Origin of the sequence: Gilliamella sp. CG25 (genome assembly GCF_046635705.1) — a bacterium.
Classification (GTDB): domain Bacteria; phylum Pseudomonadota; class Gammaproteobacteria; order Enterobacterales; family Orbaceae; genus Gilliamella; species Gilliamella apicola_I.
In genome coordinates, this window is sequence record NZ_JBIDFJ010000009.1 from 138 (window position 1) to 25,496 (window position 25,359).

Consider the following 25,359-nt stretch of genomic DNA (forward strand, 5'->3'; position numbering starts at 1 on the left):
AGTGCCGAATAATCAAGCTCACGACCCACCACTTTCTTTCCTCGTTTTTCAACATAATTAACAAGATAAATTTAAGTAAACCTAAGCGATGAGAACGCAAGCGTTCGACAAATTCGTCTGGAACGAATTTGAACAACACGAAGTGTTGGCCCCGAAGGGGTGAGGCACACGATGTGCCGAATAATCAAGCTCACGACCCACCACTTTCTTTCTTCGTTTTTCAACATAATTAACAAGATAAATTTAAGTAAATCTAAGCGATGAGAACGCAAGCGTTCGACAAATTCGTCTGGAACGAATTTGATATGCATAATATGTAAATTTCATTTGAATTTATTATCAATCCACTAATCTAAACAACAAAATAAGCTAAAGATTTTAATTTTGCAGATATTTAGGTAATAAAACGCATTAGTGCAGGTTTTCATTACAAACATAGTCATTGTTAAAAATGAAAGACCACTATGCTATAGATTAAAAAGGCTGGATTAATCAGGTGTGCTAATAAAATTTGACGAGATTTGCAAATATTTCAACTTAACTTGCAATCATTATAATGATCACAAGTGTTGAAACGATCTTGTTGGTCAATAATGGTATATTAATGGTTTAAGTCAATTAAATACCTTGGTAAACATACATAATTAATCGATAAGCAATATAAAACATTACCAAACCGACCAAGCAATCTAAAATGACCCACATTCTTTTTTGTTTGAATAGGGGGGTTAAAAGTCTGGCGCCGTAACCAATACCAAAAAACCAGATAAATGAAACACAAACAGCACCAATTAGAAATGCTATTTTCTGCTCACTGGTTAACGTGCCTGCAATTCCTCCAACAATAACAACCGTATCTAAATAAACGTGTGGATTGAGTAACGTCACAGCTAAAGTCGCAAGTACGACTTTAAGTAAACTATTGTTTTTTGTATCTTGAGATTCAATTTGCATACTACTTGTGCCTTTAATCGCACTTTTTAATGCGTTAAATCCATACCATATTAAAAAAAGTGCCCCTAAAATGGCAAGAATATTGGTAATAAAAGGATTGGCACTAATAAATGTTCCGACTCCCATGATGCCAATAGACATTAAGGTAAAATCACATATAAAACAGATAGCTGATACAAAGAATATATGATTTTTTAATAAACCTTGCTTTAGTACAAATAGATTTTGTGCGCCTATAGCAATAATAAGACTACCGGAGATCATCGCTCCCCGTAATATTTCCGCCAACATAGTGTAATAATCCCTTAAATGTATTTAATTGTTATTTTGATATATTCCATTCTATTATTCAATACACTATAGCATCGTTGATATAAATTAAAGTTGATTAGGTTATATATTCGCTTTGGTGAATGCCGTTAATTGGCATTTTCCTTGTTTAAAAATCAGAACAACAATGCCTATTGTTAACCAGATAATCCCCACTATTTTGGCTTGATTATCAATATGCAGTAATACCGGTATTAAGACCAAGATACCGATAATAGGCAAACATATATCAAATATAAAAGAAGAAATCCCATAGTTGAAATTCTGTTTTTTAAACTTGAAATAGCCGATCACTGAAAGGTGTAGCATAATAAATGCAGTGAGTGCACCAACATCAACAAATGAAATTAAAGTTGGCAATCCTTTTGGACTGATTGCGGCAATCGCTGCCAAGCCTAAATTAAAAATTGCTGCAAATAAAATTGCGATAGTAGGTACACCGCTTTGCTTACCGACCTTTGCAAACATTGCAGGTAAGCGTTTATCTCGACCCATACTAAACAGTAAACGGCTTGAAGCAGCTTGTCCGACCATGGCAGCAAATGATGCACCTATTGCTTTCATTAAACCTAACGCCCATCCAAGCCATAGACTTATCTCTTGGTTAACAATATTGTAAAAGGCTTTTCCTTGTAATTCTGTATGCGTTTGCAGATATTCGGGAGAGTAGGGACTGAGTAATGAACCGACATAAATTTGAATAACAAACAGTAACCCGGCTATGAATAAACAAGTTAGGATAGCTTGACTGACTAAATTGCGTTCACCTCGATTTTCTTCAGAAAAAGTTGCGATGGCGTCGAAACCTAAATACGATAACACGGCAATGGATACCGCTGTAAATAATTTTTCCCAAGTAAATAATTGTCCTCCTGTAAATGGTCTTAACCAGTCTCGTTCAATATCACTTGTTAATAATACCCACATTCCCACCGCTAAAATCGCTAATAAAATTAAGACTTCAAGAATTAATATAACTAAAGTGATATTAATCGATTTTTTAATCCCTATTAAATTCAGTGCTGTTGTCACAATAACCGCTAAACCCGTCCATAGCCAAACAGGAATATCAGGCATAAGAGCATTGAGGGATATTCCACTAAATAAATAAGCCACAGCTGGGATAAACAAATAATCAAGCAATAATAACCAACCGACTAAAAAACCAGCATGAGGATGAATTCCCGCTGAACAGTAAGCATAAACTGATCCGGCATGGGGTAACGCATTTGCCATTCTGGCATAAGAATATGCCGTAAACCCCATAACTAATGTCGCTACTATATACACTAACGCCGTGGCGCCATCACTCGTTGCATCTAATACCCCAAATAATCCAACTGGGGCTGCGGGTCCAATAAAAAGCAATCCAAGAATGACCAGATCTCGAAATCGCATACTCTTTGTTAACTGCGGCATAACCATTCTCATATAAAATCAAAGCCTACATTCAATATGTTAATGGATGAATGGTTATACAGCTAAGATCAACTTGTTATTTATATATAACTTTTCGATCTATACGATTAATGGTGCTCTCTTATTTCATAGGTGTAACTCATTTTTGCTGTTTTACCTAACATAATTGAGGCACTACAATATTTTTCAGATGCAAGTTTTATGGCTTTTTCGACGGCTTCGTTGTCAATATTCTTACCTGTGACGACAATATGAAAGTTAATCGAGGTGTAAACTTTAGGGGAAGAATCAGCTTGAGTTTTATCGATATCAATCCACAGATCCCGTATATCTTTTTTAGCTGTTTTTAAAATAGCGACAATATCATAAGCCATGCAACCAGCAGCACCATGCAGTAATAGTTCCATTGGACGAGCACCACGATTGCGACCGCCGTGTTCAATGCCGCCATCCATGATTAAGGCATGACCGCTTGCTGTTTCGCCCATAAAACAAAATTCATCAACCCATTTTAATCGATCTTTCATGATGTACTCCTTACCATTTTAATTTTTAGAAATTTATTTTATTCATTGATTTTCTATTAACATAAGCGATTTTTTGTCATCTGTCACTATTTGATCATGACCAAATACATTGTCATGTTAAACTTAGGTGGTCTGTCAAATATTAACCCTGTAAAACCGTACAATTTCGATGTATAACCAAATGATTATTTGAAATATTATTTAAAATCTGAATTTATGATCTCGATTTTAATGTTAGCTACTAAAACAAAAGGATGCTTTATGATACTAGAATTTATTCTGTTTCTTTGCATTGGGGCAGCAGCAGGTCTGTTAGCCGGCATGTTTGGTATCGGTGGGGGCGCTTTGATTGTGCCAGCGCTAATTTTTACACTCAATCACTTTACCGTTAATAGTGTTTGGACAAACCATATCGCTATAGCCACATCTTTAGCAACAATTATTGGGACGAGTTTGTCTTCAAGCTGGATGCATAATAAAAACCACAATATCGAGTGGTCTATTTTAAAAAGAATGGTTTTAGGTTGTATTATTGGTACTATCGGAGGATCCTACATTACGCCTTTGATACCGGGTGTTTGGTTAAAATGGATTTTTGTCATTTTCATGATTTATGTTGGTAGTCAATTTGTTTTTAAAACCCGTCAAGTTGTGCACAATCACGCTACTGAAGTGGTAAAGTTGAATACTAGTATTTATATCGCAATGGGCGGTGTTATTGGTCTTTTTGCCGCTTTAGTTGGCGTAGGTGGAGGCGTATTAGTCGTGCCTTTTCTAAAAAAATGCGGTATTGGTATGCGTAAAGCAATCGGCACATCAGCGGCTTTTACGCTACCGGTTGCCATAGCTGGCACGATAGGTTACATCATTTCTGGTTGGCATGTCATGCCTCTACCAAAATATTGCGTTGGTTTTGTTTATGTTCCTGCTGTATTAGTCATTATGCTCGCTAGTATTCCTATGGCAAAAGTGGGCCTACTAATAGCACAAAGAATTTCAGTGGATAAACTGATTAAGTTGTTTGGGATGTTCTTACTGGTATTAGCATTAAAATTAATGATTTCTTAGCGTTATACTCTGTTTTTTTGAAATGGTAAACAATTTAGTTTAGATTTTTTGTTTCTGTAAATTGTAACGTTATCTATACACTTTTATAATAAAAATATGTTATGCTTTCTCTAATTTAACTTTTATCGGGTTTTATATAAGGAAAATATAATGGCAGAAGAAACTATTTTTAGTAAAATTATCCGACATGAAATTCCTGCAGATATCGTATTTCAAGATGATAAAGTGACCGCTTTTCGAGATATCTCACCGCAAGCCCCCACTCACATTTTAATCATTCCAAACAAACTTATTCCAACTGTTAATCATGTGACTGAACAAGATGAACAGTTACTTGGACATATGATGATTGTGGCCGCTAACATTGCTAAACAAGAAGGAATTGATGAAAGTGGTTATCGATTAATCATGAATTGTAATAAAGATGCGGGACAAGAAGTCTTTCATATTCATATGCATTTATTAGGTGGAAAAAATTTGGGGCGATTAATAGGTTAATTTAATATGAGAAAAATTATAAGGTTATTAGCATTTATTGCATTTGTCAGTTTATTGGTCGGGTGTCATCTTCTTGATTCTAAAAAAACAGTCGATACTCCTCCAATTGACAATTCACCAATAGGCATTATTGAAACTCCGCCGCAAATTGTTAAAAAAACAGATTGGCGAAGTATTTTATCGCCATTTATTACTAAAATACTACAATCCTCATCAATCCCTGAAGGCAATAGAGTATTATTGATCAGTGATATACAAAATCGCACAGGTGAATTTGTCGCAAATAATCAAATTGATGAAGCGCTACACCAGTTAATGAGTAAGCAACTCATTTTTTCTGTTGTTAATAAGCAATCAATTAATCAAGCTAAACAAGCAATCGGTATTGGTTCAGATGATAAATTTGTGTCTCGAGGAAAAATGATTGGGTTAGCTAAATCAATAAATGCGCAATATGTATTGTTTACCACACTTTATCAATTACCTAATGATGATAATGGCACAGTTGCTGATCTTTCAATAGAATTACTTTCTACCCAAAATGGCGAAATTTTAGAGAGAGTAGCTTCAAAAGATTTTGCTCAGCCAAAGACGCAAACTGATAATAATCAAACTGAGGCAAATGAGTAATGGGACCGCTATTAATTGATTTTGAGGGGACGACCTTAACCAAAGAAGATCAAACGCTGTTACAAAATCCTTTAGTTGCAGGCGTCATTTTATTTAGCCGTAATTTTCAGAATGTAGAACAATTATCAGAATTAATAAAAGAGATTCGTTCAGTATCCCCAGAACGATTATTAATTTCAGTGGATCATGAAGGGGGACGAGTTCAGCGTTTTAGACAAGGTTTTACATTAATTCCCCCAGCACAATCGTATGCGTTGCTGAATGATATTGAACAAGCAAAATCCTTAGCTTTTGATGCCGGTTGGTTGTTAGCAATGGAACTAATCGCCTTTGATATTGATTTGAGTTATGCGCCCGTATTGGATTTAGGTCATGAATGTTTGGCTATCGGCTCACGTTCGTTTCATCAAGATGTCGATATCGCATACCAAATTGCATCAGCAATGATTGATGGTATGCATAGTGCTGGAATGAAAACAACTGGTAAACATTTTCCGGGGCATGGTCATGTTATTGCTGATTCTCATAAAGAAACGCCAGTTGATCATCGCAATCAATCATTAATTGAACATGATATGCAGATATTTTCCAGATTAATTGCTGATAAAAAACTTGATGCAATTATGCCTGCGCATGTTATCTATCCAGCGTTTGATGATAAACCAGCGAGCGGTTCAAGCTATTGGCTTAAAACAGTGCTTCGTCAACAATTACATTTTGGTGGTGTCATTTTCTCGGATGATTTATCGATGGAAGGTGCATCTGTCATGGGAAATTATGCTGAGCGAGCAAAAAATGCATTAGCAGCAGGTTGTGATCTGTTGTTAGCGTGTAATAACCGTCAAGGAACTTTTGCGATTTTAGAACAATTGGAAAGTTTAGATAAACAACACTCCCTTAGATCAACCAAAGCGCAATCGCTGTTAACAAAAAACAAAATTAGCTATGACGATTTAATCAAAACAGCTGATTGGCAAAATCGATATAATAATTTGATGAAACTAAACGAAAAATGGGCGGATTATAATGCAAATAGCCATCCTTGAAATTGATCATAATAAACGACTGATAGCATATAATGACAAGGCTAAAGCGTTACTTTCATCGACTTTGTTAACGTTACAACAACCTTTTGACTATCAGGCAATATTTCATCTGGATAAGACGCAAGGTGTTGATGAGCTAGATGATACCATTATTGTACTTAATGCACAGTATTATCTGTTGCAAAAAGTTAACGAAACATCAAAAACTATTTTTATCATCCAACCCATAGAATATCTTAAAAAAAGATTATCCAAAATTCATGTTGTGGCAAGTCAGGCTTTTGACATTTTTGCGACCCAAAGTAATGCCATGCAAAAATTAATTGCCCAAGCTAAAGCGTTTTCGATGCAACGTGAACCGTTATTAATTTCGGGAGAAACAGGTACTGGTAAAGATCTGCTTGCTTATGCCTGTCATCAATACAGTCCTCGAGGGGAGCAAACTTTTCTAGCGTTAAATTGTGCTGCAATGCCAGATGAAGTGGTTGAAAGCGAACTTTACGGTCATGCTGCTGGGGCTTACCCAGGGGTAATAGAAAGTAAAAAAGGTTTTTTTGAACAGGCTAATGGCGGATCGGTTCTACTTGATGGTATTGATGAAATGTCTTTTCAAATGCAGACCAAGTTATTACGTTTCATTAATGATGGCTATTTTCGTCGGGTTGGTGATGATAACGAGGTGTATGTTGATGTACGTATTATTTGTGCCACAAAAGTTGATTTAGCCGATTTAGTCGAACAAGGAAAATTTAGAAAAGATCTCTATTATCGGCTCAATGTGCTTTCATTACATCTTCCTTCATTACGCGAACGCAAAGAAGACATTGCTCCGCTAACCATGATGTTTGTCAATGAATTTGCCGATAAACAAGGCATACCTGCTCCTTATGTCGATAATGAAGTTTTTGACTATTTAGCCCGCTACTCATGGCCAGGGAATGTAAGACAACTAAAAAATATTCTGTATTGCGCTCTATCTCAGTTGACATCAACTAAATTGACCGTCAATGATATTGAGTTACCAGTGCAAACTTCATCAAGAATATCTAGCATTGATAATATCGAAAATAAGACATTAGATGAAATGACCAAACAGTTTGAAAAAGAGATTTTATTACAGTTATACGATAAATATCCAAGTTCCCGTAAACTGGCGAAACGGTTAGGCGTATCACATACGGCAATCGCCAATAAATTACGGGATTATGGTATGAATCGATGATTAATTTTGAAAAAAATCCAATTGAAAAATAACGATTGATTTGTTTTATAAGACAAAATTGTTGAACTATTTATTATGGAAAACTGACGAGACAATAAAGAATGATTGAATGCTTCAAACGCCTTAATCGATATAGAAATTTTCTAATTAAAAAGATTAAGAATAATCTTAAAACAAATCAACTTAACAAACGAAAATTAAATCAAACCGTTTTTGATGCTGAAAAATATCACTCATTATTAATAGTCATGTGCGATTTTGGTATTGGTGATGCAATCGTTGCATCTTTTCTTATTAATGAATTAAGACAGAAAAATTATCAAGTGAATGTTGTTGTGGATGAACGGTTAAGCTTTTTATTTAATGGTTTTATTGAAGTCGATAATGCTTACTTTTTTAATAAAAAAGAGATAAAAAAATTTTGCAAAACCGAAAAAAATATCAAGATAGATCTTGCCATTGATCTTTATGATGAAGGTGATAATAGTCTTAGAAGAGTTGAACTTATCTCATCTTTTGACCCGACGCATACCATAGGGTTTAATCAATCTAAATTCTTACAATATGATACTTCAATTGTTTTTAACGAGGTGAACGCTCATATCACTCAACGAAGCTGTAAAATTCTAGATCTTCTGAAAATTAGTTATAATTGTGTTCAATATCATCTCAATATTTATCATGATGAATTATTAACAGCCAAAAAGTTTATTGACGAAGTGTGTAATGGATCGGATAAATTTATTATTGTTTTTAATCCGTTTGGATCGTCTGAAACGAAAAGTTTTTCACATGAACAAATAAAAAGAATTAACGCTTTTCTATCACAACAAACAAATTGTACTACCATTATTGTTGGGGAACAGAAGCAAATTTGTGCTATTGATGAATTACCGAATATTTATCTCAATAGAAATCCATCTTTTATTGTGGCATCAGCGCTTGTTTCGCTATGTCATTTAGTCATTAGTGTGGATACATCAGTTGTGCATGTTGCATCAACTTATAATAAACCATTGATAGCCGTTTATAATAATCGTTTTAATGCGGGTTTTAATCTGAATAAAGTATGGGCACCTATCGGCACGAACGCTAAACTTTTATTTACACAACAAAACAAGATTACAAAGGCAGGTGATCCGATTGCTGAATTAGATATCCAATTGATTATCGAACAGATTAAAGAAACATTAAAAAGTTTCAGACCTTTGGTGTAATTTAAGCGTAGGATAATTTACGCTATCGATAATCGTTTAAATTTAGGTCATGTTGGTTGAAATTGTTAAGTAAATGAATCAATTTTTATACAAACGAACTTCAAAAATCAATATTTACCAACTTTCATTCCCAATTCAGTGACTAATAGTATAAACTTACCGCCATCCAATATTGAGTTTGGAATTATTAGTTAACTTTTTTATAAAAATAATGTTGACCAGTTATCAATTATTAAATATAACACTGTAATAAAATTTAAGTATTAAGAGTCAATAAAATCGTTGTGTCGTGAAATAATCTAAAAATCTTTAGTAGAGTGTGATTTCTATAGATTGGCATAAAAAAATACAGAATGTTGAATTAAGAATTATAATTGAAATAAGGCATTTTGTTTTAAATAATTGGCTATAAACTAAATAACATTAGAAAATTCCAAGTTTGGTTGTGCTTTGAAGACTGATTTTGGTGTTTAATCATGACTGATGTTATTTGACATATGATTGATAAGCTCATTTTAAACGTTATATTATAATGTTAAACGATACAGTATAGAAAAAATGGGATCAGCTTTGTGATAAATGGCACTTGTATGATCAGTATCCCTTTTTTGCGTGATTAAAATATATCAAACCTTTAACTAAAATATTAGCTAATTTTACCAAACGAATAATTGAATGTTTCAACCCAATTGCAAAATAGTACGTAATATAGTGATTAGAAAGTTAGAAAAGCAGTAAATTGTCAATGCTTTTAACGTTCTAATGTAAGCATGTAATGTAGCAACCCATTTAATTGATAGCGTTTATTAAATTACGAATTGTAATGGCTGGAAAAATTCAAATTAATACATGGGGTAATATTAATTATGAGTTATCTTAAAGAGTTACAGAGAAAAGTTAATAAATATAAAACAAAATACAAAGTTAATGATAAGAAAATTGCGCTTAAATTAATTTGGTGGAACATTGTTCAAATAATTAGTTTAAAAACCAGTAAAGATAAAATATCTAAGAAAAATCTAAATAAAATAGCCCTAATTTTATCAGGGGGTATTGGTGATATTTTAATTGGTTTTAATTACGCTTGTTATTTACGAGAATATTTAAAGCCTAACAACATTATTATCGATATTTTTGTTAATAATGCTGGTATGGTGAAATCTTTAGATGGTGGGGCTGAATTTAATATTTTTCCCGTTTTAGAGCCAATAAATGATAAATATCTGTTGAAAATAGGATTAGTTAGATACCCACAAATTTTAGAAAATAATCTCATTTATTCAAAGCATTCCAAAAATAAAAAATTGCTTAAACTTATTGACGTTTACAAAGATTTTTACAAGAAAAATACCCGTTTTTTTGATTACTTACCTTTTATGGACGGCATGACTAATCAGTTTTCGCTTATCAATGGACATAAAAGAATACAACAACCTGATATTGCTAATTTATTAAATATCAGTCGTAATTTTAAGTATACCCCTAAAATATTTCACGAAAACCGAATATTAAACAATTTAAGGCTCAAGCCAGGTAAATATATCACTATCAACAGGGGCGTTGATAATCAAGGTAATGTGATTGAGTCCACTAAACTGTGGAGCTTACACAATTATAATGCTTTAGTGAATCTTATTAAAATCAATTATCCAAATTATAAAATTGTTCAATTAGGCGCATCAACCGATCGATGTCAACTGATTGATAATGTTGATATAAACTTGGTTGGCGAAACATCATTAGACGCCCTTAAAGTATTACTTAAGCATTCTGTACTACATATTGATAGTGAAGGGGGAATGGTACATTTAAGAAAGGCTTTAAATGGAGGGGTATCTGTCGTGATTTTTGGGCCTACCTCTGCCGATTTTTATGGATATGCTGACAATATTAATATTGCTTCTAAAGCTTGCCCATTTAGTTGCGAATGGTTAAATGAAACATGGGCAAAAACTTGCATCAATAGTCTTAACAACCATATCTGCATGAAATCTATAGATACAAATTTTGTTTTTGAACAAGTCAAAAAATTTTTAAAGCATGATGAAAGTATAAATTAATTATTATCAATAGTCGCTTTATTGGAAAGGTCAAAGACTAAACTAGCATAGTTAAATAACACGATTGTTTACTCAAGTTATAAATATAATTACTTATTTATTCAGTTTTTTTGCTATAAAAATAATTTTAATTATTAGAAATTTTTCTAAAAATTTTCCTTTATTTTAGGGTATAATACCCCGCCCAAAAGCTAGGTTAATGTAAATATATTTTAATATTGAAACTATATGAGTAAATAAGAAATCAATTATGAACTATTTTGATAAATTACAGCAAAAAGTTAACAAATATAAATCACTTTATTCCAATAAGTATAAAAAAGCTGCAATCAAATTGTTGTGGTGGAATTTGTGTAAACTTTTTGACTTTAAATCAAACAAGCAAAAATTTGATCCGATTACTAATGAACCCTATGAAATTGAATATCGCTTAGATCGTTTATCTTTTTTCATTACAGGGGGAATCGGTGATATCTTAATTAATCTTAATTACTGTAGTTATCTTTTGGATTATTTGAAAGATGAAATTAAAACTATCGATATTTTCGTAAAGAATACCAAATTAGTTAAAGAATTGATTGGGGAATCAGTTTTTAATATCTATCATAAAGATGAGTGGAATCAAGATCGAGTAGCTTACTTACTTGATTTTAAAATAGATCGTTTTCCACTAATAGTTAAAAATAATTTAGTTTTACTCCCGTCAAATGTAAATTTGAAATTAAAAAAATTGGTTAAATTGTATGAAGAATTTTATCGAATAAATGGTAAAATTGTGTACGATCCACCTAAAATTGACTCATTAAGTATTCAGTATTCTATAATCAATAATCAAAATAGATTGCAACAGCCAGATATTTATGGTTTTTTAAATATTGATCGCAATAATTATAAATTTTTACCAGCACTATCTGATGATGAAAAAGTTTTAAAAGATCTAAAATTAGCCGATACAAAGTTTATTACGCTTAATCGTGGGGTGGATGGGACAAATCCTCAAAGTGAATCCACAAAATTATATCCGCTTGAATACTATGATGAATTAGTCAGGCTGATAAAAACAGCGTTTCCAGAATACAAAATTGTTCAATTAGGTGTATCGACAGATAGATGTCAGTTAATTAAAGGTACGGATTTAAACTTAGTTGGAAAAACGACGTTAAATCAGTTGAAAGCTATTTTGAAAAATTCCATGTTACATATTGACGGAGAAGGTGGAATGGTTCATTTAAGAAAGTCTTTACAAGGTGGTGTTTCAGTCGTGATTTTTGGTCCGACCTCTGCAGACTTTTATGGTTATTCAGATAATGTCAATATTTCTTCCAGTGCGTGTCCTTTAACATGCGAATGGATAAATAATAAATGGGCATCATATTGTATCAATAAAAACAACAATCATATCTGTATGAAAAGTATCAAACCAAATTCGATTTTCGAAGAAATTAAAAAAATATTGAAATAGCATAAACTGGAAATATTAATATGAATCAATTTTATTCTTACCTTGATAGATTTAGAAATACTAAAGTAACGGTCATTGGGGATATTATGTTGGATCGTTTTTTGTATGGAACGGTAGAGCGGATTTCTCCTGAAGCACCCGTACCCATTTTCAGATTGGATCATGAAGAGGTAATGTTAGGTGGGGCAGGTAATGTGGCGGCAAATTTAGCGTCTCTTGGCTGTAAACCTACTTTTTTAGGATTTGTTGGTTTAGACACAAACGGTAAGCTTGTTACTTCACTTTTAAAAAATGCAGGAAGCCATAGTCATCTTTATCGATTGAAAAATCATCCAACTATTATCAAAACACGATTCATCGCTAATCATAATCATTTACTTCGTGCTGATGCTGAAAAGCTACTTCCGTTTGTACCTGAATTACTCCCTAAATTTTCTAAGTTAGTCAAGCAAGCCATTAAGATGACCGATATTGTTTTGTTATCGGATTACAATAAAGGTATTTTTAATCAAGAAACCACTCAGATGATTATTAATCTTTGTAATAAGTTTAATATTCCAGTTATTGTTGATCCAAAAGGTAATGATTATTCTAAGTATCGTGGTGCAACATTAATTAAGCCAAATATCAAAGAATTTTTTGATGCAACAGGTATTAAACTCAATCCTGATAGTCCACAATTTGATGATGAATTGAAACAAGGTGCTGATATTTTCTTAAAACAATATGGTATTAAAAATATTATTGTGACCTTAAGTGAATATGGAATGGCTTATATTTCATGTGAAAATAAAAATTTCATTGTCAAAATACCAACAGAAGCTAAAGAAGTTTTCGATGTTTCTGGTGCAGGAGATACCTCTTTAGCCACATTAGGTATTGCTTTAGGTGCAAAAGCACCAATTGCCGAAGCGATGCAATTAGCCAATATTGCATCAGGAATTGTGGTTGGAAAATTAGGCACAGCCACTGTTTCTTTTAATGAATTAAAAGCAAAATTAACGACAAAAAAATGTGAAATTAAGTGTACTCGAACAAATAAAATTATCAGTTTATCCGATGCTAAGCCAATTATTGATGAATTAAAAAAACAAGGTAAAAAAATTGGATTTACAAATGGCTGTTTTGATTTGTTACATTTAGGGCATTTAAGTTCTTTGCAACAAGCTAAAAATGTTTGTGATATTCTCATTGTGGGAGTGAACTCAGACGATTCGATAAAAAAATATAAAGGTGCTGATAGACCTATTCAAGATCAAAACACTCGAGCCACGTTACTGGCTTCACTCGAATTTGTTGATTATGTCATCGTATTTAGTGAAGATAATGCGTGCCATATTGTGGAAGAACTTCGACCTGATGTGATTGCGAAAGAAGGCTACACCATTGATAATTGGCCTGAAGCGCAAAAAGTAGTCAGTTATGGTGGCGAGGCCATTATTCTTGAACGTATAGAAGGTTATTCAACCTCTCAGTTAGTCGCTAAATGTAAAAAATAATCGACGATTGGGTGATCTAAATGCATATCGAGTAGATATGCATTTTTTTTGATGCGAAGATTCTATTCTATTTTAAATGAACGAAGTTTTATTGTAGGAATAATTAACTAAGACTCTTTTAAGCATTTATTAAACTAACGAGACATCGTTATTTGTAGTATAATACCTATTATTTTGATAATTTTTAATTAACTTTATGTCGGACAAATATACCTCTTGGAAAACACTTAGACTGCTTTGGCCTTTTGTTGCACCATACAAAAAAGCATTAATTGCGGCCGTGTTTGGATTGCTATTAAATGCCGCTACTGATGCTACGCTAATTTCTCTTACAAAACCGTTATTGGATCATGGTTTAATGGGAAAAAATTATTCGTTATTGATGATCATTGCTGGATCGATCATTGGTTTAATACTGTTAAGAGGATTGTCAAACTACGCATCGACCTACTGTCTATCGTGGTTGTCGGGCAAAGTTGTCACCAAATTTAGGCAGTTAATCTTCAATCATCTTGTTAAAAGCCCCGTTAGCTTCCATGATAAGAGTTCTGTGGGTGACCTTGTGTCAGTTATCACATTCAATACACAACTCTTATCCAAAGCTTCATCTGATGCATTAATTATATTGGTTCGAGAAATTACCTACGCCATTGGACTTTGTTGTGTCATGTTTTATGGTAGTTGGAAATTAGCATTAGTGCTATTTATCATTGTTCCTTTAATCATTTTTATCGCACAATTTATTGCCAAAAAATTTAGAGAAACCATTAAATCGATGCAAAAAGGGATGGGTGAAATTACCACCGCTGCCGATGAAATGTTAAACGGTCATAAAGAGGTATTAATATTTAATGCCAAGGATTACGAAAAACGTAATTTTAGCCAGATAACGGATACTGTGCGACGTGGCGTATTAAAAATTGAATTTGTTTCAAGATTGTCAACACCAATCATCCAGTTGATTGCAACTTTAGGTTTAGGGGGCATCTTGTATCTGGTTGCCAGTGAAAGTTTGGATATCACGCCTGGATCTTTTACCGTTGTATTTTCTGCTATGGTTGCGGTTATGCGCCCACTTCGTGAATTAACCAGTTTACATGTTGAATTACAAAAAGGTGCGGTAGCTTGTGAATCATTATTTGGGATCTTAAATTCACCATTAGAAGAAGATGAAGGTAAAATTGAGAAAGATAAAGTTAATGGTAATATAGAGTTTAGACATGTTACCTATACTTATCCTACTCGAAATACACCCTCACTCAATGATATCAGTTTTACGATAAAAGCGGGGCAAACGGTTGCATTAGTTGGACGGTCTGGAGCCGGTAAATCTACCATAGCCAGTTTAATTCCTCGTTTTTATGATGTAACAAACGGCGAAATTCTGTTAGATTCGATTAATATAAAAGATTACACATTAAAATCATTACGAAGCCAGATTGGATATGTATCGCAACGCGTGCATTTATTCAATGGAACAATAGCCGATAATATTGCTTATGGAGAGAAAGGAAAACATTCTCAAGAAGCCATTATGCACGCTGCAAAATTAGCAAATGCTTTAGAGTTTATTGACAAATTAGAACAAGGTATTAATACTGAAATTGGTGATAACGGCGTATTGCTATCAGGAGGGCAGCGACAACGGATTGCAATTGCCAGAGTTCTGTTACGTAATAACCCGATTTTAATTTTAGATGAAGCGACTTCAGCATTAGATAATGAATCCGAACGATTGGTACAGGAAGCGATTGAAATTTTGCAAAAAAATCGTACATCTATCATTATTGCTCATCGATTATCAACCATTGAAAAAGCCGATCGAATTTTAGTTATTGATGAGGGAAAAATCGTTGAAGATGGCGATCATGAATCACTTTTAGCGCTGAATGGTATTTATTCTCAAATGCATAAAATGCAATTTAATGCGTAATATCATTAATTTATTTATGAAGAACAATATGACTAAAAAACATCAACAAGAAAAGCATGATCTCGATAAAGATTCATCAACATGGCAAACGTTTTTGAAACTGTGGCCATATATTATTGAGCATAAACTCATTTTATTTGTCTCTGTATTATTACTTTTCTTAAGTGCATTTGCCGATACATCACTCATTGCAATATTAAAACCCCTTTTAGATAGAGGGTTTAGTGATGGTGATAAAAGTTTTTTACTTATGGCTCCCCTCTATATTTTTGGGTTGGTTTTATTACGAGGTATCGCTAACTACGGCTATTCGGTTTCGTTAGCATTTATCTCTGGAAAAATTGTCATGCGGATTAGACAAAGGTTATTTAACCATTTTGTCGATGCGCCGGTTAGTTATTACGATCAAAATTCGAATGGTCGATTATTGTCTCGTATAACTTACGATACCGATCAGGTAGCCTCGTCATCATCCGATGCTTTAATTATCATTATTCGGGAATCAGCGTTTATTTGTGGATTATTTTATACGATGTTTTATAACAGTTGGCAATTATCATTGTCACTGATCATCATTACTCCCATTGTTATTGGTTTAATTACGTTTATTTCTGTGAAATTCCGACGATTAGCTAAAAATATGCAAAATTCAATGGGTAATGTCACCATGTCTGTTGAACAAATGTTAAAAGGACATCGTGAGATCATCGTATTTGGTGCACAAGACGAAGAGTCGAACAATTTTGTTAAAATAAGTAATAAGTTTCGTCGTGACGGTATGAGACTTGTCTCTATTTCAGCGCTCTCTACCCCAATTGTTCAGTTAGTTATTTCATTTGCAATTGCTTTTGTTTTATTAACGGCAAGTAATCCAGATTTAAATATCACAGCGGGTGAGTTTACGGTTGTTTTTTCTTCCTTAGTTGCGCTTATGCAACCTATTAAAAGTTTGACTAGTGTGAATGCGAGTTTTCAAAAAGGTATGGCGGCATGTCAAACACTCTTTTCCATTTTGGAGCAACCTGTCGAAAAAGACACGGGTAAACTTAACATTGAACGTGTAAAAGGGGATATTGAATTTAAGCATGTTAGTTTTGGTTATGAAACCCGACAACAACTTGCGATCCAAGATATTAGCTTTACTGTTTCGGCAGGAAAAACCGTGGCTTTTGTTGGGCGTTCGGGTTCAGGGAAAACGACGATCACAAATTTACTGACACGTTTTTATGATATTTCTGAAGGTGAAATATTGATTGACGGACATAACATTCAAGACTTAACTCTATTTTGTTTAAGAAACCAAATTGGATTAGTTTCGCAAAATGTTTTTCTGTTTAATGATACCATTGCCAATAATATTGCATATGGTCGACTTGATCAGTATTCACAAGCTGAAATAGAAGCAGCCGCTAAAAAGGCTTTCGCTTATGATTTTATTATGAATTTTGAAAAAGGTTTTGACACCAAAGTTGGGGAAAGTGGCGTATTATTATCAGGTGGTCAACGCCAGCGGATCGCTATTGCAAGAGCATTATTGCGTGACAACCCTATTTTAATCTTAGATGAAGCGACTTCTGCATTAGATACGGAATCTGAACGTGCCATTCAAAAAGCGTTAGATGAATTACAAAAAGGCCGAACATCTTTAGTGATTGCACATCGACTCTCAACGATTGAAAATGCCGATGAGATTCTAGTCATTGATGATGGACATATTATCGAGCAAGGTAATCACGCAGCTTTATTAGAGAAAAAAGGAATATACTTTAATTTATATACAGGTAAACAATTCCAATAAATTAAGTGAACGCAAACTATAATCAAAAGCTGTATTAGTCAAACCGGAAAAGTCGCTACTATTGGATTTTTGAGGGTAAAAAGAATAATTGCAAGATATTTAATTTAAAAATATTATTTGTAGTAAATGGTGCATCATGGAAATAATTTAGATGAATAAACAGAATACGATTAACATCGCTTTTTGCTCAGATAAAAATTACTTAAAATATGTAGCGATAGCTATTCAATCAATCTATTTTAACAATTTGAATAATGCGTTAAAATTTCATGTTTTTCTTTATGATGTCGAACAAGACGATATTGATCAATTGAGTCGTTTAAGCTCAGATATTATCGTCTATCCTATACCTGAAGCATGTTTGGACAAATATGATAACGAACATGCGATAAAGCATCTTAATCGTTCCATGTTTATTCGACTACTTGTCCCGCGGTTATTAAATGGAAAAGTGGATAAATTAATCTATTTAGATGCTGACATCCTTTGTTTCAAAGATATATCTGCAATAAATAATATTGACATCGATAATGTCGTGTGTGCGGCCGGTATTGATTCATTAAATAATGAAAACGTTTCTAAAAATATTCAACGATTAAACTTGTCGACTACACATTATTTTAATTCAGGTTTTTTATACATTAATGTAAAAAATTGGAATGATTTTAACACCGAAGATAAAGTAAATACGCTTTTATTATTGCATAAAGGTCAGTTGCGTTATCCTGATCAAGATGCGCTTAACATGGTATTACAAAATGATGTGTTAATCGTTGATCCTAGTTGGAACTACTTATTCACATGGATTAACGAAAAAAATAAAGATAAGTTTTTTGAAACTGAAAAAAATTTACCTTACTTTATTCATTTTACGGGAGCGAGAAAACCTTGGTACCATGAGCATGTGGGTGCTGCCCAGAATTGGTATCTTTTTTATAAACATTTTACGCCATGGCGAGATAGTTGTTTAGACAGCTATCAAGATAAAATGAGACCAACTGATTGCCGTGTCTATGCAAAAAAATTCTTTAAAAGTGGTCATGTATTAAAAGCCTTAAAATATGCATTTATGTATATTAAACTTAAAAACAAAAAATAAAGTTAATCAAAATGAAATTAAGTGATGAATTGTTTAAAGTAATCTATCGACTAACGCACTCTAAGCGTTATAAACATAACCGTAAACGTTGGCCTCATGTCAAAATCTCTCGTGGGGATTGTGGGCAAATAGTCGATTTTGCTTATAAAGGGATCTCGATTCCTATCATCGATCTTAAGTCATTAAAACATGCCTTTACCGGTCAATTAGTCATGGTTGCTTCTGGGCCATCCATTAATCAAATAACGTTTAAACACTCTCCATCGGTATTAACTTTAGGGGTAAATGGCTCATATTGTCTAAAGGACAAGATAAACTTTAATTTTTACGTTATCACGGATATTCACTTTTTTTCTCAACGACCTGAGATTGTAGAACAAATTATTGCTAACCCAGATCTTCTCTTATTTTTGCAAGTTGATGGTTTAGTGAAAATCATAAACCTTTTCGGTAACCAATCCATCTGTTGTAAAGTTGCGTTAATTGAAGATGCGTTCAAACTGACTTATCAACCAATCCAAACATTGTCTGAAATTGAAAATGATCCTACCCGAAATAAAAGTATTTACTTCTATCATAATGATCATCGGGAACATGAGCCGTTAGCCTTTGAGACAAATATTGTCAATGGCGTATTTCCGGCTAAAACTGTTGTTTATTGGGCGCTTCAAATAGCCGTTTACTTAGGTTTTAACCAACTTTATTTAGCTGGTGTTGATTTAAATAATTTCCATTTACCTCGATTTTATGAAACACCAGACAATATCACCTATTCACAATTAGCATCTGATTTTGAAAAAAATATTCTCCCTGCTTTTGAGCACGCAAGTTCTGTCATGAAAGCGTTAAAAGTAGAGGTTAAAAATATGTCTTTAGATAGTGCTCTTGATACGGATATTTTCGAAAAACAGGCTTATAACGATGTTTTTAATTCATTATAACTGAGTAAGCTTACGCTATATAAACTTCATGACAATAATATTTTTTAAGTGAAATCTGATTTAAAAATTTATTGTCAGCTGATCTATATAGTGCTTTAAGTTCATTATATCTAAATTTTGGGCTGAGTTTTCGGGTGCAATGATCTGTATTGCATTTTCATAATTAGGTTTATACACATCGTTATTTTTATATCGGGGATCAAAAGTATCAATCTCAGAACTATAAACACTAATTAAAGGTTTATTATAAGCATTGGCAAGATGTACAATAGAGGTATCAACCGAAATAACAAAATCACAATGTTTAATTAACGACGCAGCATGAAAAAAATGATTGAGTGGATTAATTACTATATTTGGTGATGGATGTAATTTACTGATTTTATCTGGCAAACCAACGACAATGGTTACTATATTGGGGTAACTCGACATAAGATCTATAATATCTTGTGCCTGTTTGCTTGAAAAACTTCGGCGATCTGAGGATGCATAAGGATTAAAAATACAGATCTTTTTAGATGGATAATTAGATAAAAGACCTTCAACTTGTAAATCATATTCATCGGAATAATGAAGATCATATTTGTAATCATTTTCGCTTGTTTGTATATTAATTCTATTTAAAATATACCTAAATCTTTGACTAAAATGTGCACTAAAATCCGTATAGGTGATGATTGAGTCATATACACGGTAACAATTGGGATAGTTAAAGCCAATAGTATGTTTAGGTTTTATTTTCTTGATGATCTTAAAAATCCAATTGGAATAACTGGTTCTATTGTTTGGATCAATAAATAGATCGCATTCTAAAGATTTTAAAACACGAATCTGTGATTTGGTTAATGGTCTGTCAAGACAAATAACTTGACTGACATAGGGATTAGATTCAAATAAAAAAGCATTGGATTTTTTTGTCAGCACTGTCACTTCAAAACCGTGAGTGGCGAGAATTTTAGGCAGTCCTGATATGATAACAGCATCGCCAAGTCCATTTTTACATGCTTGAATGGTGACTTTATCTATTTTTGATAAATCTAATTGAGACCGTTTCAGCTTAAAGGACAAAATAAAAAGTTTTACATTTTTGAATAAATAATTTCGTTTTCTGTTTAATTTGCTAATTGTATTGATAATTTTTTTAAGCATCGGCTAGGTCTAATTGTTTTGTCTTGATTTTTTTATTGTACCAAAATTTGTATCAGTAAAACATAACCATTAATAAGATAAAATGTTTTTCAAATTATGAAAAACAAATAAAGAATATTTAAATCTGATTGAATAAGAACACTCGAAAATAACGATATTATACAATATAATATCTTTATTCATTAATTAAAAAGGTAATTATTATGATTGTTGTGACCGGTGGAGCAGGATTTATTGGTAGTAATATTGTAAGAGGTCTAAATAAAAAAGGATTTAAAGATATCCTTGTTGTTGATGACTTAAAAGATGGGACAAAATTTTCAAATCTTGTTGATCTCGATATTGCTGACTATATGGATAAAGATGATTTTATTGTCGCCATTTTATCCAACGAAAATTTAAATATCGATGTCATTTTTCATCAAGGTGCATGTTCCTCAACGACTGAGTGGGATGGCAAATTTATGATGGAAAACAATTATCAATATTCTAAAGATCTACTACACTACTGTTTAGAATTTGATATACCATTTTTATATGCTTCTTCTGCTGCAACTTATGGTGGTCGTAGCGACAACTTTATCGAAGATAGAGCTTATGAAAAACCGTTGAATGTATATGGGTATTCAAAATTTTTATTTGATCAATACGTAAGACAAGTATTACCAACGGCTAAATCACAAGTATGTGGTTTTCGCTATTTTAATGTTTATGGGCCTCGTGAAACACACAAAGGTAGTATGGCAAGCGTTGCATATCATCTTAATGAACAGCTTCACAAAGGCGAAAAACTTAAATTATTCGCCGGAAGTGATACTTTCAAACGTGATTTTATTTATGTGGAAGATGTGGTTGATGTTAATTTATGGTTTTGGGAAAATAAAGTATCAGGCATTTATAACTGTGGAACTGGTAAAGCTGAATCATTCCAAACAGTAGCTGATGCGGTACTTAACTATCATAAAAAAGGTGAAATTGAGTATATACCGTTCCCGGAACATTTAGAAGGACGTTATCAACGTTTTACCCAAGCTGATTTAACCAAATTTAGAAATTCAGGTTGTCCGATTCAGTTCAAATCGGTGACCGAAGGTACGACCGAATACATGAAATGGTTAAATAACCAATAAAGTTTACGCTTTTTGGGCAATAGCATTTTTAATCATATTAACAACATCGTCCCTTAATAAACCGTTTTATCGTCATATCATTAAGGGGCGGGTTGATTAAGTAATTTTCCTCAAGTTTTTAATAATATCTAGTGCTGGCTGTAAATAATTGGTATAGTATATTGGTTATTTAAGTTACGGGTTGTTCAATTCCAATACAATCAATTCATCCCTTTTTTATGAAAATACTATGTTTTCTTTATATTGAATTATTCCTTAAATAAACTTTCTAGCGTTTACATATAAACTGAATTATCTTTTTAAATTAGGTGCATTTAAGTGATTGATGATTTTTCTGAAAATGGTTTGCTTGCTCAAACTATTCAAGGCTTTGTGGCAAGAGAGCCACAACGACATATGGCAAGTAAAGTTTCTGAATCAATTAAAAAACAAAAATCATTGGTTGTTGAGGCGGGAACGGGTACCGGAAAAACATTTGCTTATTTAGTTCCTGCGCTACGGAGCGATAAAAAAGTTATCATCTCAACCGGTTCGAAAAATCTTCAAGAGCAGTTATTTAGTAAAGACCTGCCCATTATCAAAAAAGCATTAGACTACACCGGTAAAATTTCGTTATTGAAAGGACGAGCAAATTATCTTTGCTTGGAACGATTATATCATCAATACGCGGCAGCCGGTGACCTTGATAAAGGATTACGGGTTGATTTAGCTCGCGTTAAAAATTGGTCAATCAAAACTAAAGATGGTGATATTAGTAAATGTACGACGGTAACAGAAGACAATGCGATATGGCCTATATTAACCAGCACTAATGATAGTTGTTTAGGTAGTGATTGTGAACATTACAACGATTGTTATGTGGTTAAAGCGCGTAAAAGAGCCATGAACGCTGATATTGTCGTTGTGAATCATCATCTATTTTTAGCCGATGTTGTTGTGAAAGATACCGGTTTTGGGGAGTTAATCCCTAAAGCGGAGGTAATGATCTTTGATGAAGCACATCAATTACCCGATCTTGCTTGTCACTATTTTGGGCAACAACTAACCAGTCGACAGCTTTTTGATTTAGCTAAAGAGATTAATCTTACCTATCGAACTGAAGTTAAAGATATGTCGCAGTTGCAGCAGTGTGCCGATAAATTGCAAAAATGTACGCAAGATTTACGTCTTGTGATTAATCAACAAGCACCTAAAGGAAATCTGCGGTTTTTATTCAATCAAGAACCAGTCAAAAAAGAGATAGCTTACCTTTTTGATACGTTGAATTTTTGTCATGAGGTTTTATTATTAGCGGTCGGACGATCATCAACTTTAGATAATTGTTTTGAGCGTGTTAATCAATATAAAACGTTGCTTAATAGATTAACTGAAACCCATGTGACTGGTTTTAGTTATTGGTATGAAAGCACTCATCATCATTTTGTCTTTGCTTTAACGCCATTATCTGTCTCGGATAAATTTACGGAATTACTAACAGAACGCAAAGGGAGCTGGATATTTACGTCAGCAACCTTGTCTGTAAATAATCAACTTGACTATTTTACCCAGCGTTTAGGGTTAACAAATGCGGATTCGTTAATATTAGAAAGTCCGTTTGATTATTTGCACCAAACGATAATGTGCGTTCCTCGTTATATGCCTTCACCCAATGAACATGGCATTGCAGAAAAATTGGTAGAGCTACTGTTACCAGTGATTGAGGCGAATAATGGGCGATGTTTTTTTCTGTGTACATCCTATGCGATGATGAATGCGTTAGCCAAGCAGTTTCGGGAACTGACAGCGTTACCAGTATTAGTTCAAGGTGAAACCAGTAAAGTTAAACTTCTAGAACAATTTATTAATAGTGGCAATGCGCTATTGATTGCAACCAGTAGTTTTTGGGAAGGAATTGATGTTAGAGGGGATACGCTTTCTTGTGTTATTATAGATAAATTACCTTTTACATCACCGGATGATCCCTTGATTAAAGCTCGCATGGAAGATTGCCAATTACAAGGTGGCGATGCTTTTAATGATGTGCAATTACCCGAAGCGGTGATCACGCTAAAACAAGGGGTAGGGCGATTGATTCGTCATCATGATGATCGAGGGGCAATCATTATTTGTGATAATCGTTTAGTCATGAGACCTTATGGCGCAATATTTCTTAATAGCTTGCCACCGTCGCCACGAACACGTGATCTGAACAAAGTTATTGATTTTTTGCTTGCCAAACACTAGCTTTTAAAAACGGACTATTTTGGAAAAAAAATGAGTACTATTTTAGCCATTGATACCTCAACTGAAGCGTGTTCAGTTGCGCTATTATATCAAAATGAAATCACGCATGATTTTCTTGTTTCTGCTCGAGATCATACCAAGCAGATACTGCCTATGGTGGATAAAATATTAAAACAATCCGATTGCCTATTATCACAAGTTGATGCTATCGCTTTTGGACAAGGTCCTGGTAGTTTTACGGGTGTAAGAATAGGTATTGGCGTTGCTCAAGGATTAGCGTTAGGCATTGACAGACCGATGATTGGTGTCTCGACATTGATGACGTTAGCCCAAGGCGCTTTACGTTTGAATCAAGCCAAAAACGTAATTGCCGCAATCGATGCCAGAATGAACGAAGTTTATTTAGGACAATATCAATATGTTAATGAGCAATGGCAAGCCATGATCGATGAATGCGTGATTGCTCCTGAAAAGGTCGCTGATAAAGTCAAACGAAAATGTACAGCTGGCTATTATAGCGCAGGTACCGGTTGGCAAACTTATCCTGAAATGTTAACAGATATTAAAAGCAGCGATCTTTTGTTACCTCATGCACAAGATTTGATTGTTATTGCCAACCAAAAATGGCAAAGACAAGAGTTAGTGAATGTTGAAGATGTCGAACCAACTTATTTGCGTAACGAAGTTACTTGGAAGAAGTTGCCAGGGCGTTAAAAAAAATGCCACTGAAACGGTGGCATAGTATTAATAACCAATCAAGGAAAAGTGTTTAAACTACTCTTTAAATAATCCTAAGTGTGCTTTAGCATAAGCTTCAAAATCAGTACAACCGCCAATCGGTTTTTCATCAATAAAGATTTGAGGTACTGTTTCAACAGGTTTGCCAACACTTTTTGATAAATCTTCTTTAGTGATACCTTCTTCATTGATATCGACATAACGATAAGAAAAATCATCTCGCTCTTGAGACAGTTTTTCAGCTAATTCTTTTGCCCGTACACAATAAGGACAGCCTGAACGTCCAAAAATTACAGTAAACATTGGTCACCTCGGTTATATGTTATTTAATAATAGTTACTATACTTAACTTTTCTAGAAAAAAAAGCACTAAATCATATTTAATTTTATAGTTTAAACCTATTAATAATTTATTA

The 25,359-nt window shown here is 33.4% G+C and carries 21 protein-coding genes; 16 read left to right on the forward strand and 5 right to left on the reverse strand.

From position 1 onward, the window contains the following. Positions 1-618 precede the first annotated feature (618 nt). The 3 genes from ACGH6P_RS07980 to ACGH6P_RS07990 all read right to left on the reverse strand — a co-directional run bounded on the left by ACGH6P_RS07980 (position 619) and on the right by ACGH6P_RS07990 (position 3,230). A complete protein-coding gene (locus tag ACGH6P_RS07980; protein WP_411597209.1) occupies positions 619-1,245 on the reverse strand; it encodes a LysE/ArgO family amino acid transporter in 627 nt (208 codons plus the stop codon). 102 nt (positions 1,246-1,347) lie between these two features. Further along, a complete protein-coding gene (locus ACGH6P_RS07985; RefSeq protein ID WP_411597210.1) occupies positions 1,348-2,703 on the reverse strand; it encodes an APC family permease in 1,356 nt (451 codons plus the stop codon). Between the two features lie 107 nt (positions 2,704-2,810). Continuing rightward, positions 2,811-3,230 carry an OsmC family protein gene (locus tag ACGH6P_RS07990; protein ID WP_267361153.1) on the reverse strand — a complete coding sequence of 140 codons (420 nt, stop codon included), beginning with the start codon at positions 3,228-3,230 and terminating at the stop codon, positions 2,811-2,813. A gap of 261 nt (positions 3,231-3,491) precedes the next feature. Between ACGH6P_RS07990 and ACGH6P_RS07995 the strand changes: the two genes are divergently transcribed. The 13 genes from ACGH6P_RS07995 to ACGH6P_RS08055 all read left to right on the forward strand — a co-directional run bounded on the left by ACGH6P_RS07995 (position 3,492) and on the right by ACGH6P_RS08055 (position 19,703). Further along, the gene (locus ACGH6P_RS07995) at positions 3,492-4,298 is read left to right on the forward strand and encodes a sulfite exporter TauE/SafE family protein (RefSeq protein WP_267361155.1); all 807 of its coding nucleotides are present in this window, start codon (positions 3,492-3,494) and stop codon (positions 4,296-4,298) included. 150 nt (positions 4,299-4,448) lie between these two features. Further along, the gene (locus ACGH6P_RS08000) at positions 4,449-4,796 is read left to right on the forward strand and encodes an HIT domain-containing protein (RefSeq protein ID WP_267361157.1); all 348 of its coding nucleotides are present in this window, start codon (positions 4,449-4,451) and stop codon (positions 4,794-4,796) included. Positions 4,797-4,802: 6 nt separating this feature from the next. After that, a complete protein-coding gene (locus tag ACGH6P_RS08005) occupies positions 4,803-5,426 on the forward strand; it encodes a hypothetical protein (protein WP_411597211.1) in 624 nt (207 codons plus the stop codon). Beyond that, positions 5,426-6,472, forward strand: coding sequence for a beta-N-acetylhexosaminidase (nagZ, locus tag ACGH6P_RS08010; protein ID WP_411597212.1), 1,047 nt, complete (start codon positions 5,426-5,428; stop codon positions 6,470-6,472). The genes ACGH6P_RS08005 and nagZ overlap by 1 nt, the downstream gene beginning before the upstream one ends. Then, positions 6,453-7,694: a sigma 54-interacting transcriptional regulator gene (locus ACGH6P_RS08015; RefSeq protein WP_267361163.1), complete on the forward strand. Its 1,242-nt coding sequence runs from the start codon at positions 6,453-6,455 to the stop codon at positions 7,692-7,694. The genes nagZ and ACGH6P_RS08015 overlap by 20 nt, the downstream gene beginning before the upstream one ends. A 101-nt stretch (positions 7,695-7,795) precedes the next feature. Continuing rightward, positions 7,796-8,911 (forward strand): glycosyltransferase family 9 protein, encoded by a 1,116-nt coding sequence (locus ACGH6P_RS08020; protein ID WP_411597213.1) that lies wholly within the window; start codon positions 7,796-7,798, stop codon positions 8,909-8,911. Between the two features lie 866 nt (positions 8,912-9,777). Further along, complete coding sequence (locus ACGH6P_RS08025) at positions 9,778-10,971, forward strand: glycosyltransferase family 9 protein (RefSeq protein ID WP_267351280.1); 1,194 nt, start codon at positions 9,778-9,780, stop codon at positions 10,969-10,971. A 250-nt stretch (positions 10,972-11,221) separates the two neighbouring features. After that, positions 11,222-12,433 carry a glycosyltransferase family 9 protein gene (locus ACGH6P_RS08030; protein ID WP_411597214.1) on the forward strand — a complete coding sequence of 404 codons (1,212 nt, stop codon included), beginning with the start codon at positions 11,222-11,224 and terminating at the stop codon, positions 12,431-12,433. A gap of 20 nt (positions 12,434-12,453) precedes the next feature. Further along, the gene (rfaE1, locus tag ACGH6P_RS08035; RefSeq protein WP_267351283.1) at positions 12,454-13,932 is read left to right on the forward strand and encodes a D-glycero-beta-D-manno-heptose-7-phosphate kinase; all 1,479 of its coding nucleotides are present in this window, start codon (positions 12,454-12,456) and stop codon (positions 13,930-13,932) included. Between the two features lie 196 nt (positions 13,933-14,128). After that, on the forward strand, positions 14,129-15,865 hold the full coding sequence (gene msbA, locus ACGH6P_RS08040; RefSeq protein ID WP_267361167.1) for a lipid A export permease/ATP-binding protein MsbA: 1,737 nt from the start codon (positions 14,129-14,131) through the stop codon (positions 15,863-15,865). Positions 15,866-15,893: 28 nt separating this feature from the next. Then, positions 15,894-17,663, forward strand: coding sequence for a lipid A ABC transporter ATP-binding protein/permease MsbA (gene msbA / locus ACGH6P_RS08045; RefSeq protein WP_267351286.1), 1,770 nt, complete (start codon positions 15,894-15,896; stop codon positions 17,661-17,663). Positions 17,664-17,814: 151 nt separating this feature from the next. Beyond that, positions 17,815-18,762, forward strand: coding sequence for a glycosyltransferase family 8 protein (locus tag ACGH6P_RS08050; RefSeq protein ID WP_267361169.1), 948 nt, complete (start codon positions 17,815-17,817; stop codon positions 18,760-18,762). Between the two features lie 11 nt (positions 18,763-18,773). Continuing rightward, entirely contained in the window at positions 18,774-19,703 is a 930-nt protein-coding gene (locus ACGH6P_RS08055; protein ID WP_267351289.1) for a hypothetical protein, read from the forward strand. 60 nt (positions 19,704-19,763) lie between these two features. Here ACGH6P_RS08055 and ACGH6P_RS08060 read toward each other — a convergent pair whose 3' ends face one another. After that, positions 19,764-20,771 (reverse strand): glycosyltransferase family 9 protein, encoded by a 1,008-nt coding sequence (locus ACGH6P_RS08060; protein ID WP_411597215.1) that lies wholly within the window; start codon positions 20,769-20,771, stop codon positions 19,764-19,766. A 284-nt stretch (positions 20,772-21,055) separates the two neighbouring features. Between ACGH6P_RS08060 and rfaD the strand changes: the two genes are divergently transcribed. From rfaD to tsaB, 3 genes are all read left to right on the forward strand, one after another. Further along, positions 21,056-21,982: an ADP-glyceromanno-heptose 6-epimerase gene (gene rfaD / locus ACGH6P_RS08065; protein ID WP_267351293.1), complete on the forward strand. Its 927-nt coding sequence runs from the start codon at positions 21,056-21,058 to the stop codon at positions 21,980-21,982. Between the two features lie 318 nt (positions 21,983-22,300). Further along, on the forward strand, positions 22,301-24,205 hold the full coding sequence (locus ACGH6P_RS08070; protein ID WP_267351295.1) for an ATP-dependent DNA helicase: 1,905 nt from the start codon (positions 22,301-22,303) through the stop codon (positions 24,203-24,205). 30 nt (positions 24,206-24,235) lie between these two features. After that, positions 24,236-24,919: a tRNA (adenosine(37)-N6)-threonylcarbamoyltransferase complex dimerization subunit type 1 TsaB gene (gene tsaB / locus ACGH6P_RS08075; protein ID WP_267351297.1), complete on the forward strand. Its 684-nt coding sequence runs from the start codon at positions 24,236-24,238 to the stop codon at positions 24,917-24,919. 60 nt (positions 24,920-24,979) lie between these two features. On the opposite strand, the gene ACGH6P_RS08080 is transcribed toward tsaB, so the two are convergent. After that, positions 24,980-25,246 (reverse strand): GrxA family glutaredoxin, encoded by a 267-nt coding sequence (locus ACGH6P_RS08080; protein WP_220216757.1) that lies wholly within the window; start codon positions 25,244-25,246, stop codon positions 24,980-24,982. Between the last annotated feature and the right edge of the window lie 113 nt (positions 25,247-25,359).

Coding starts and splice junctions, on each gene's coding strand:
- ACGH6P_RS07980 (WP_411597209.1), bottom strand. CDS start 1,245: ATGTTGGCGGAAATATTACGGGGAGCGATGATCTCCGGTAGTCTTATT.
- ACGH6P_RS07985 (WP_411597210.1), bottom strand. CDS start 2,703: ATGCCGCAGTTAACAAAGAGTATGCGATTTCGAGATCTGGTCATTCTT.
- ACGH6P_RS07990 (WP_267361153.1), bottom strand. CDS start 3,230: ATGAAAGATCGATTAAAATGGGTTGATGAATTTTGTTTTATGGGCGAA.
- ACGH6P_RS07995 (WP_267361155.1), top strand. CDS start 3,492: ATGATACTAGAATTTATTCTGTTTCTTTGCATTGGGGCAGCAGCAGGT.
- ACGH6P_RS08000 (WP_267361157.1), top strand. CDS start 4,449: ATGGCAGAAGAAACTATTTTTAGTAAAATTATCCGACATGAAATTCCT.
- ACGH6P_RS08005 (WP_411597211.1), top strand. CDS start 4,803: ATGAGAAAAATTATAAGGTTATTAGCATTTATTGCATTTGTCAGTTTA.
- nagZ (WP_411597212.1), top strand. CDS start 5,426: ATGGGACCGCTATTAATTGATTTTGAGGGGACGACCTTAACCAAAGAA.
- ACGH6P_RS08015 (WP_267361163.1), top strand. CDS start 6,453: ATGCAAATAGCCATCCTTGAAATTGATCATAATAAACGACTGATAGCA.
- ACGH6P_RS08020 (WP_411597213.1), top strand. CDS start 7,796: ATGATTGAATGCTTCAAACGCCTTAATCGATATAGAAATTTTCTAATT.
- ACGH6P_RS08025 (WP_267351280.1), top strand. CDS start 9,778: ATGAGTTATCTTAAAGAGTTACAGAGAAAAGTTAATAAATATAAAACA.
- ACGH6P_RS08030 (WP_411597214.1), top strand. CDS start 11,222: ATGAACTATTTTGATAAATTACAGCAAAAAGTTAACAAATATAAATCA.
- rfaE1 (WP_267351283.1), top strand. CDS start 12,454: ATGAATCAATTTTATTCTTACCTTGATAGATTTAGAAATACTAAAGTA.
- msbA (WP_267361167.1), top strand. CDS start 14,129: ATGTCGGACAAATATACCTCTTGGAAAACACTTAGACTGCTTTGGCCT.
- msbA (WP_267351286.1), top strand. CDS start 15,894: ATGACTAAAAAACATCAACAAGAAAAGCATGATCTCGATAAAGATTCA.
- ACGH6P_RS08050 (WP_267361169.1), top strand. CDS start 17,815: ATGAATAAACAGAATACGATTAACATCGCTTTTTGCTCAGATAAAAAT.
- ACGH6P_RS08055 (WP_267351289.1), top strand. CDS start 18,774: ATGAAATTAAGTGATGAATTGTTTAAAGTAATCTATCGACTAACGCAC.
- rfaD (WP_267351293.1), top strand. CDS start 21,056: ATGATTGTTGTGACCGGTGGAGCAGGATTTATTGGTAGTAATATTGTA.
- tsaB (WP_267351297.1), top strand. CDS start 24,236: ATGAGTACTATTTTAGCCATTGATACCTCAACTGAAGCGTGTTCAGTT.
- ACGH6P_RS08080 (WP_220216757.1), bottom strand. CDS start 25,246: ATGTTTACTGTAATTTTTGGACGTTCAGGCTGTCCTTATTGTGTACGG.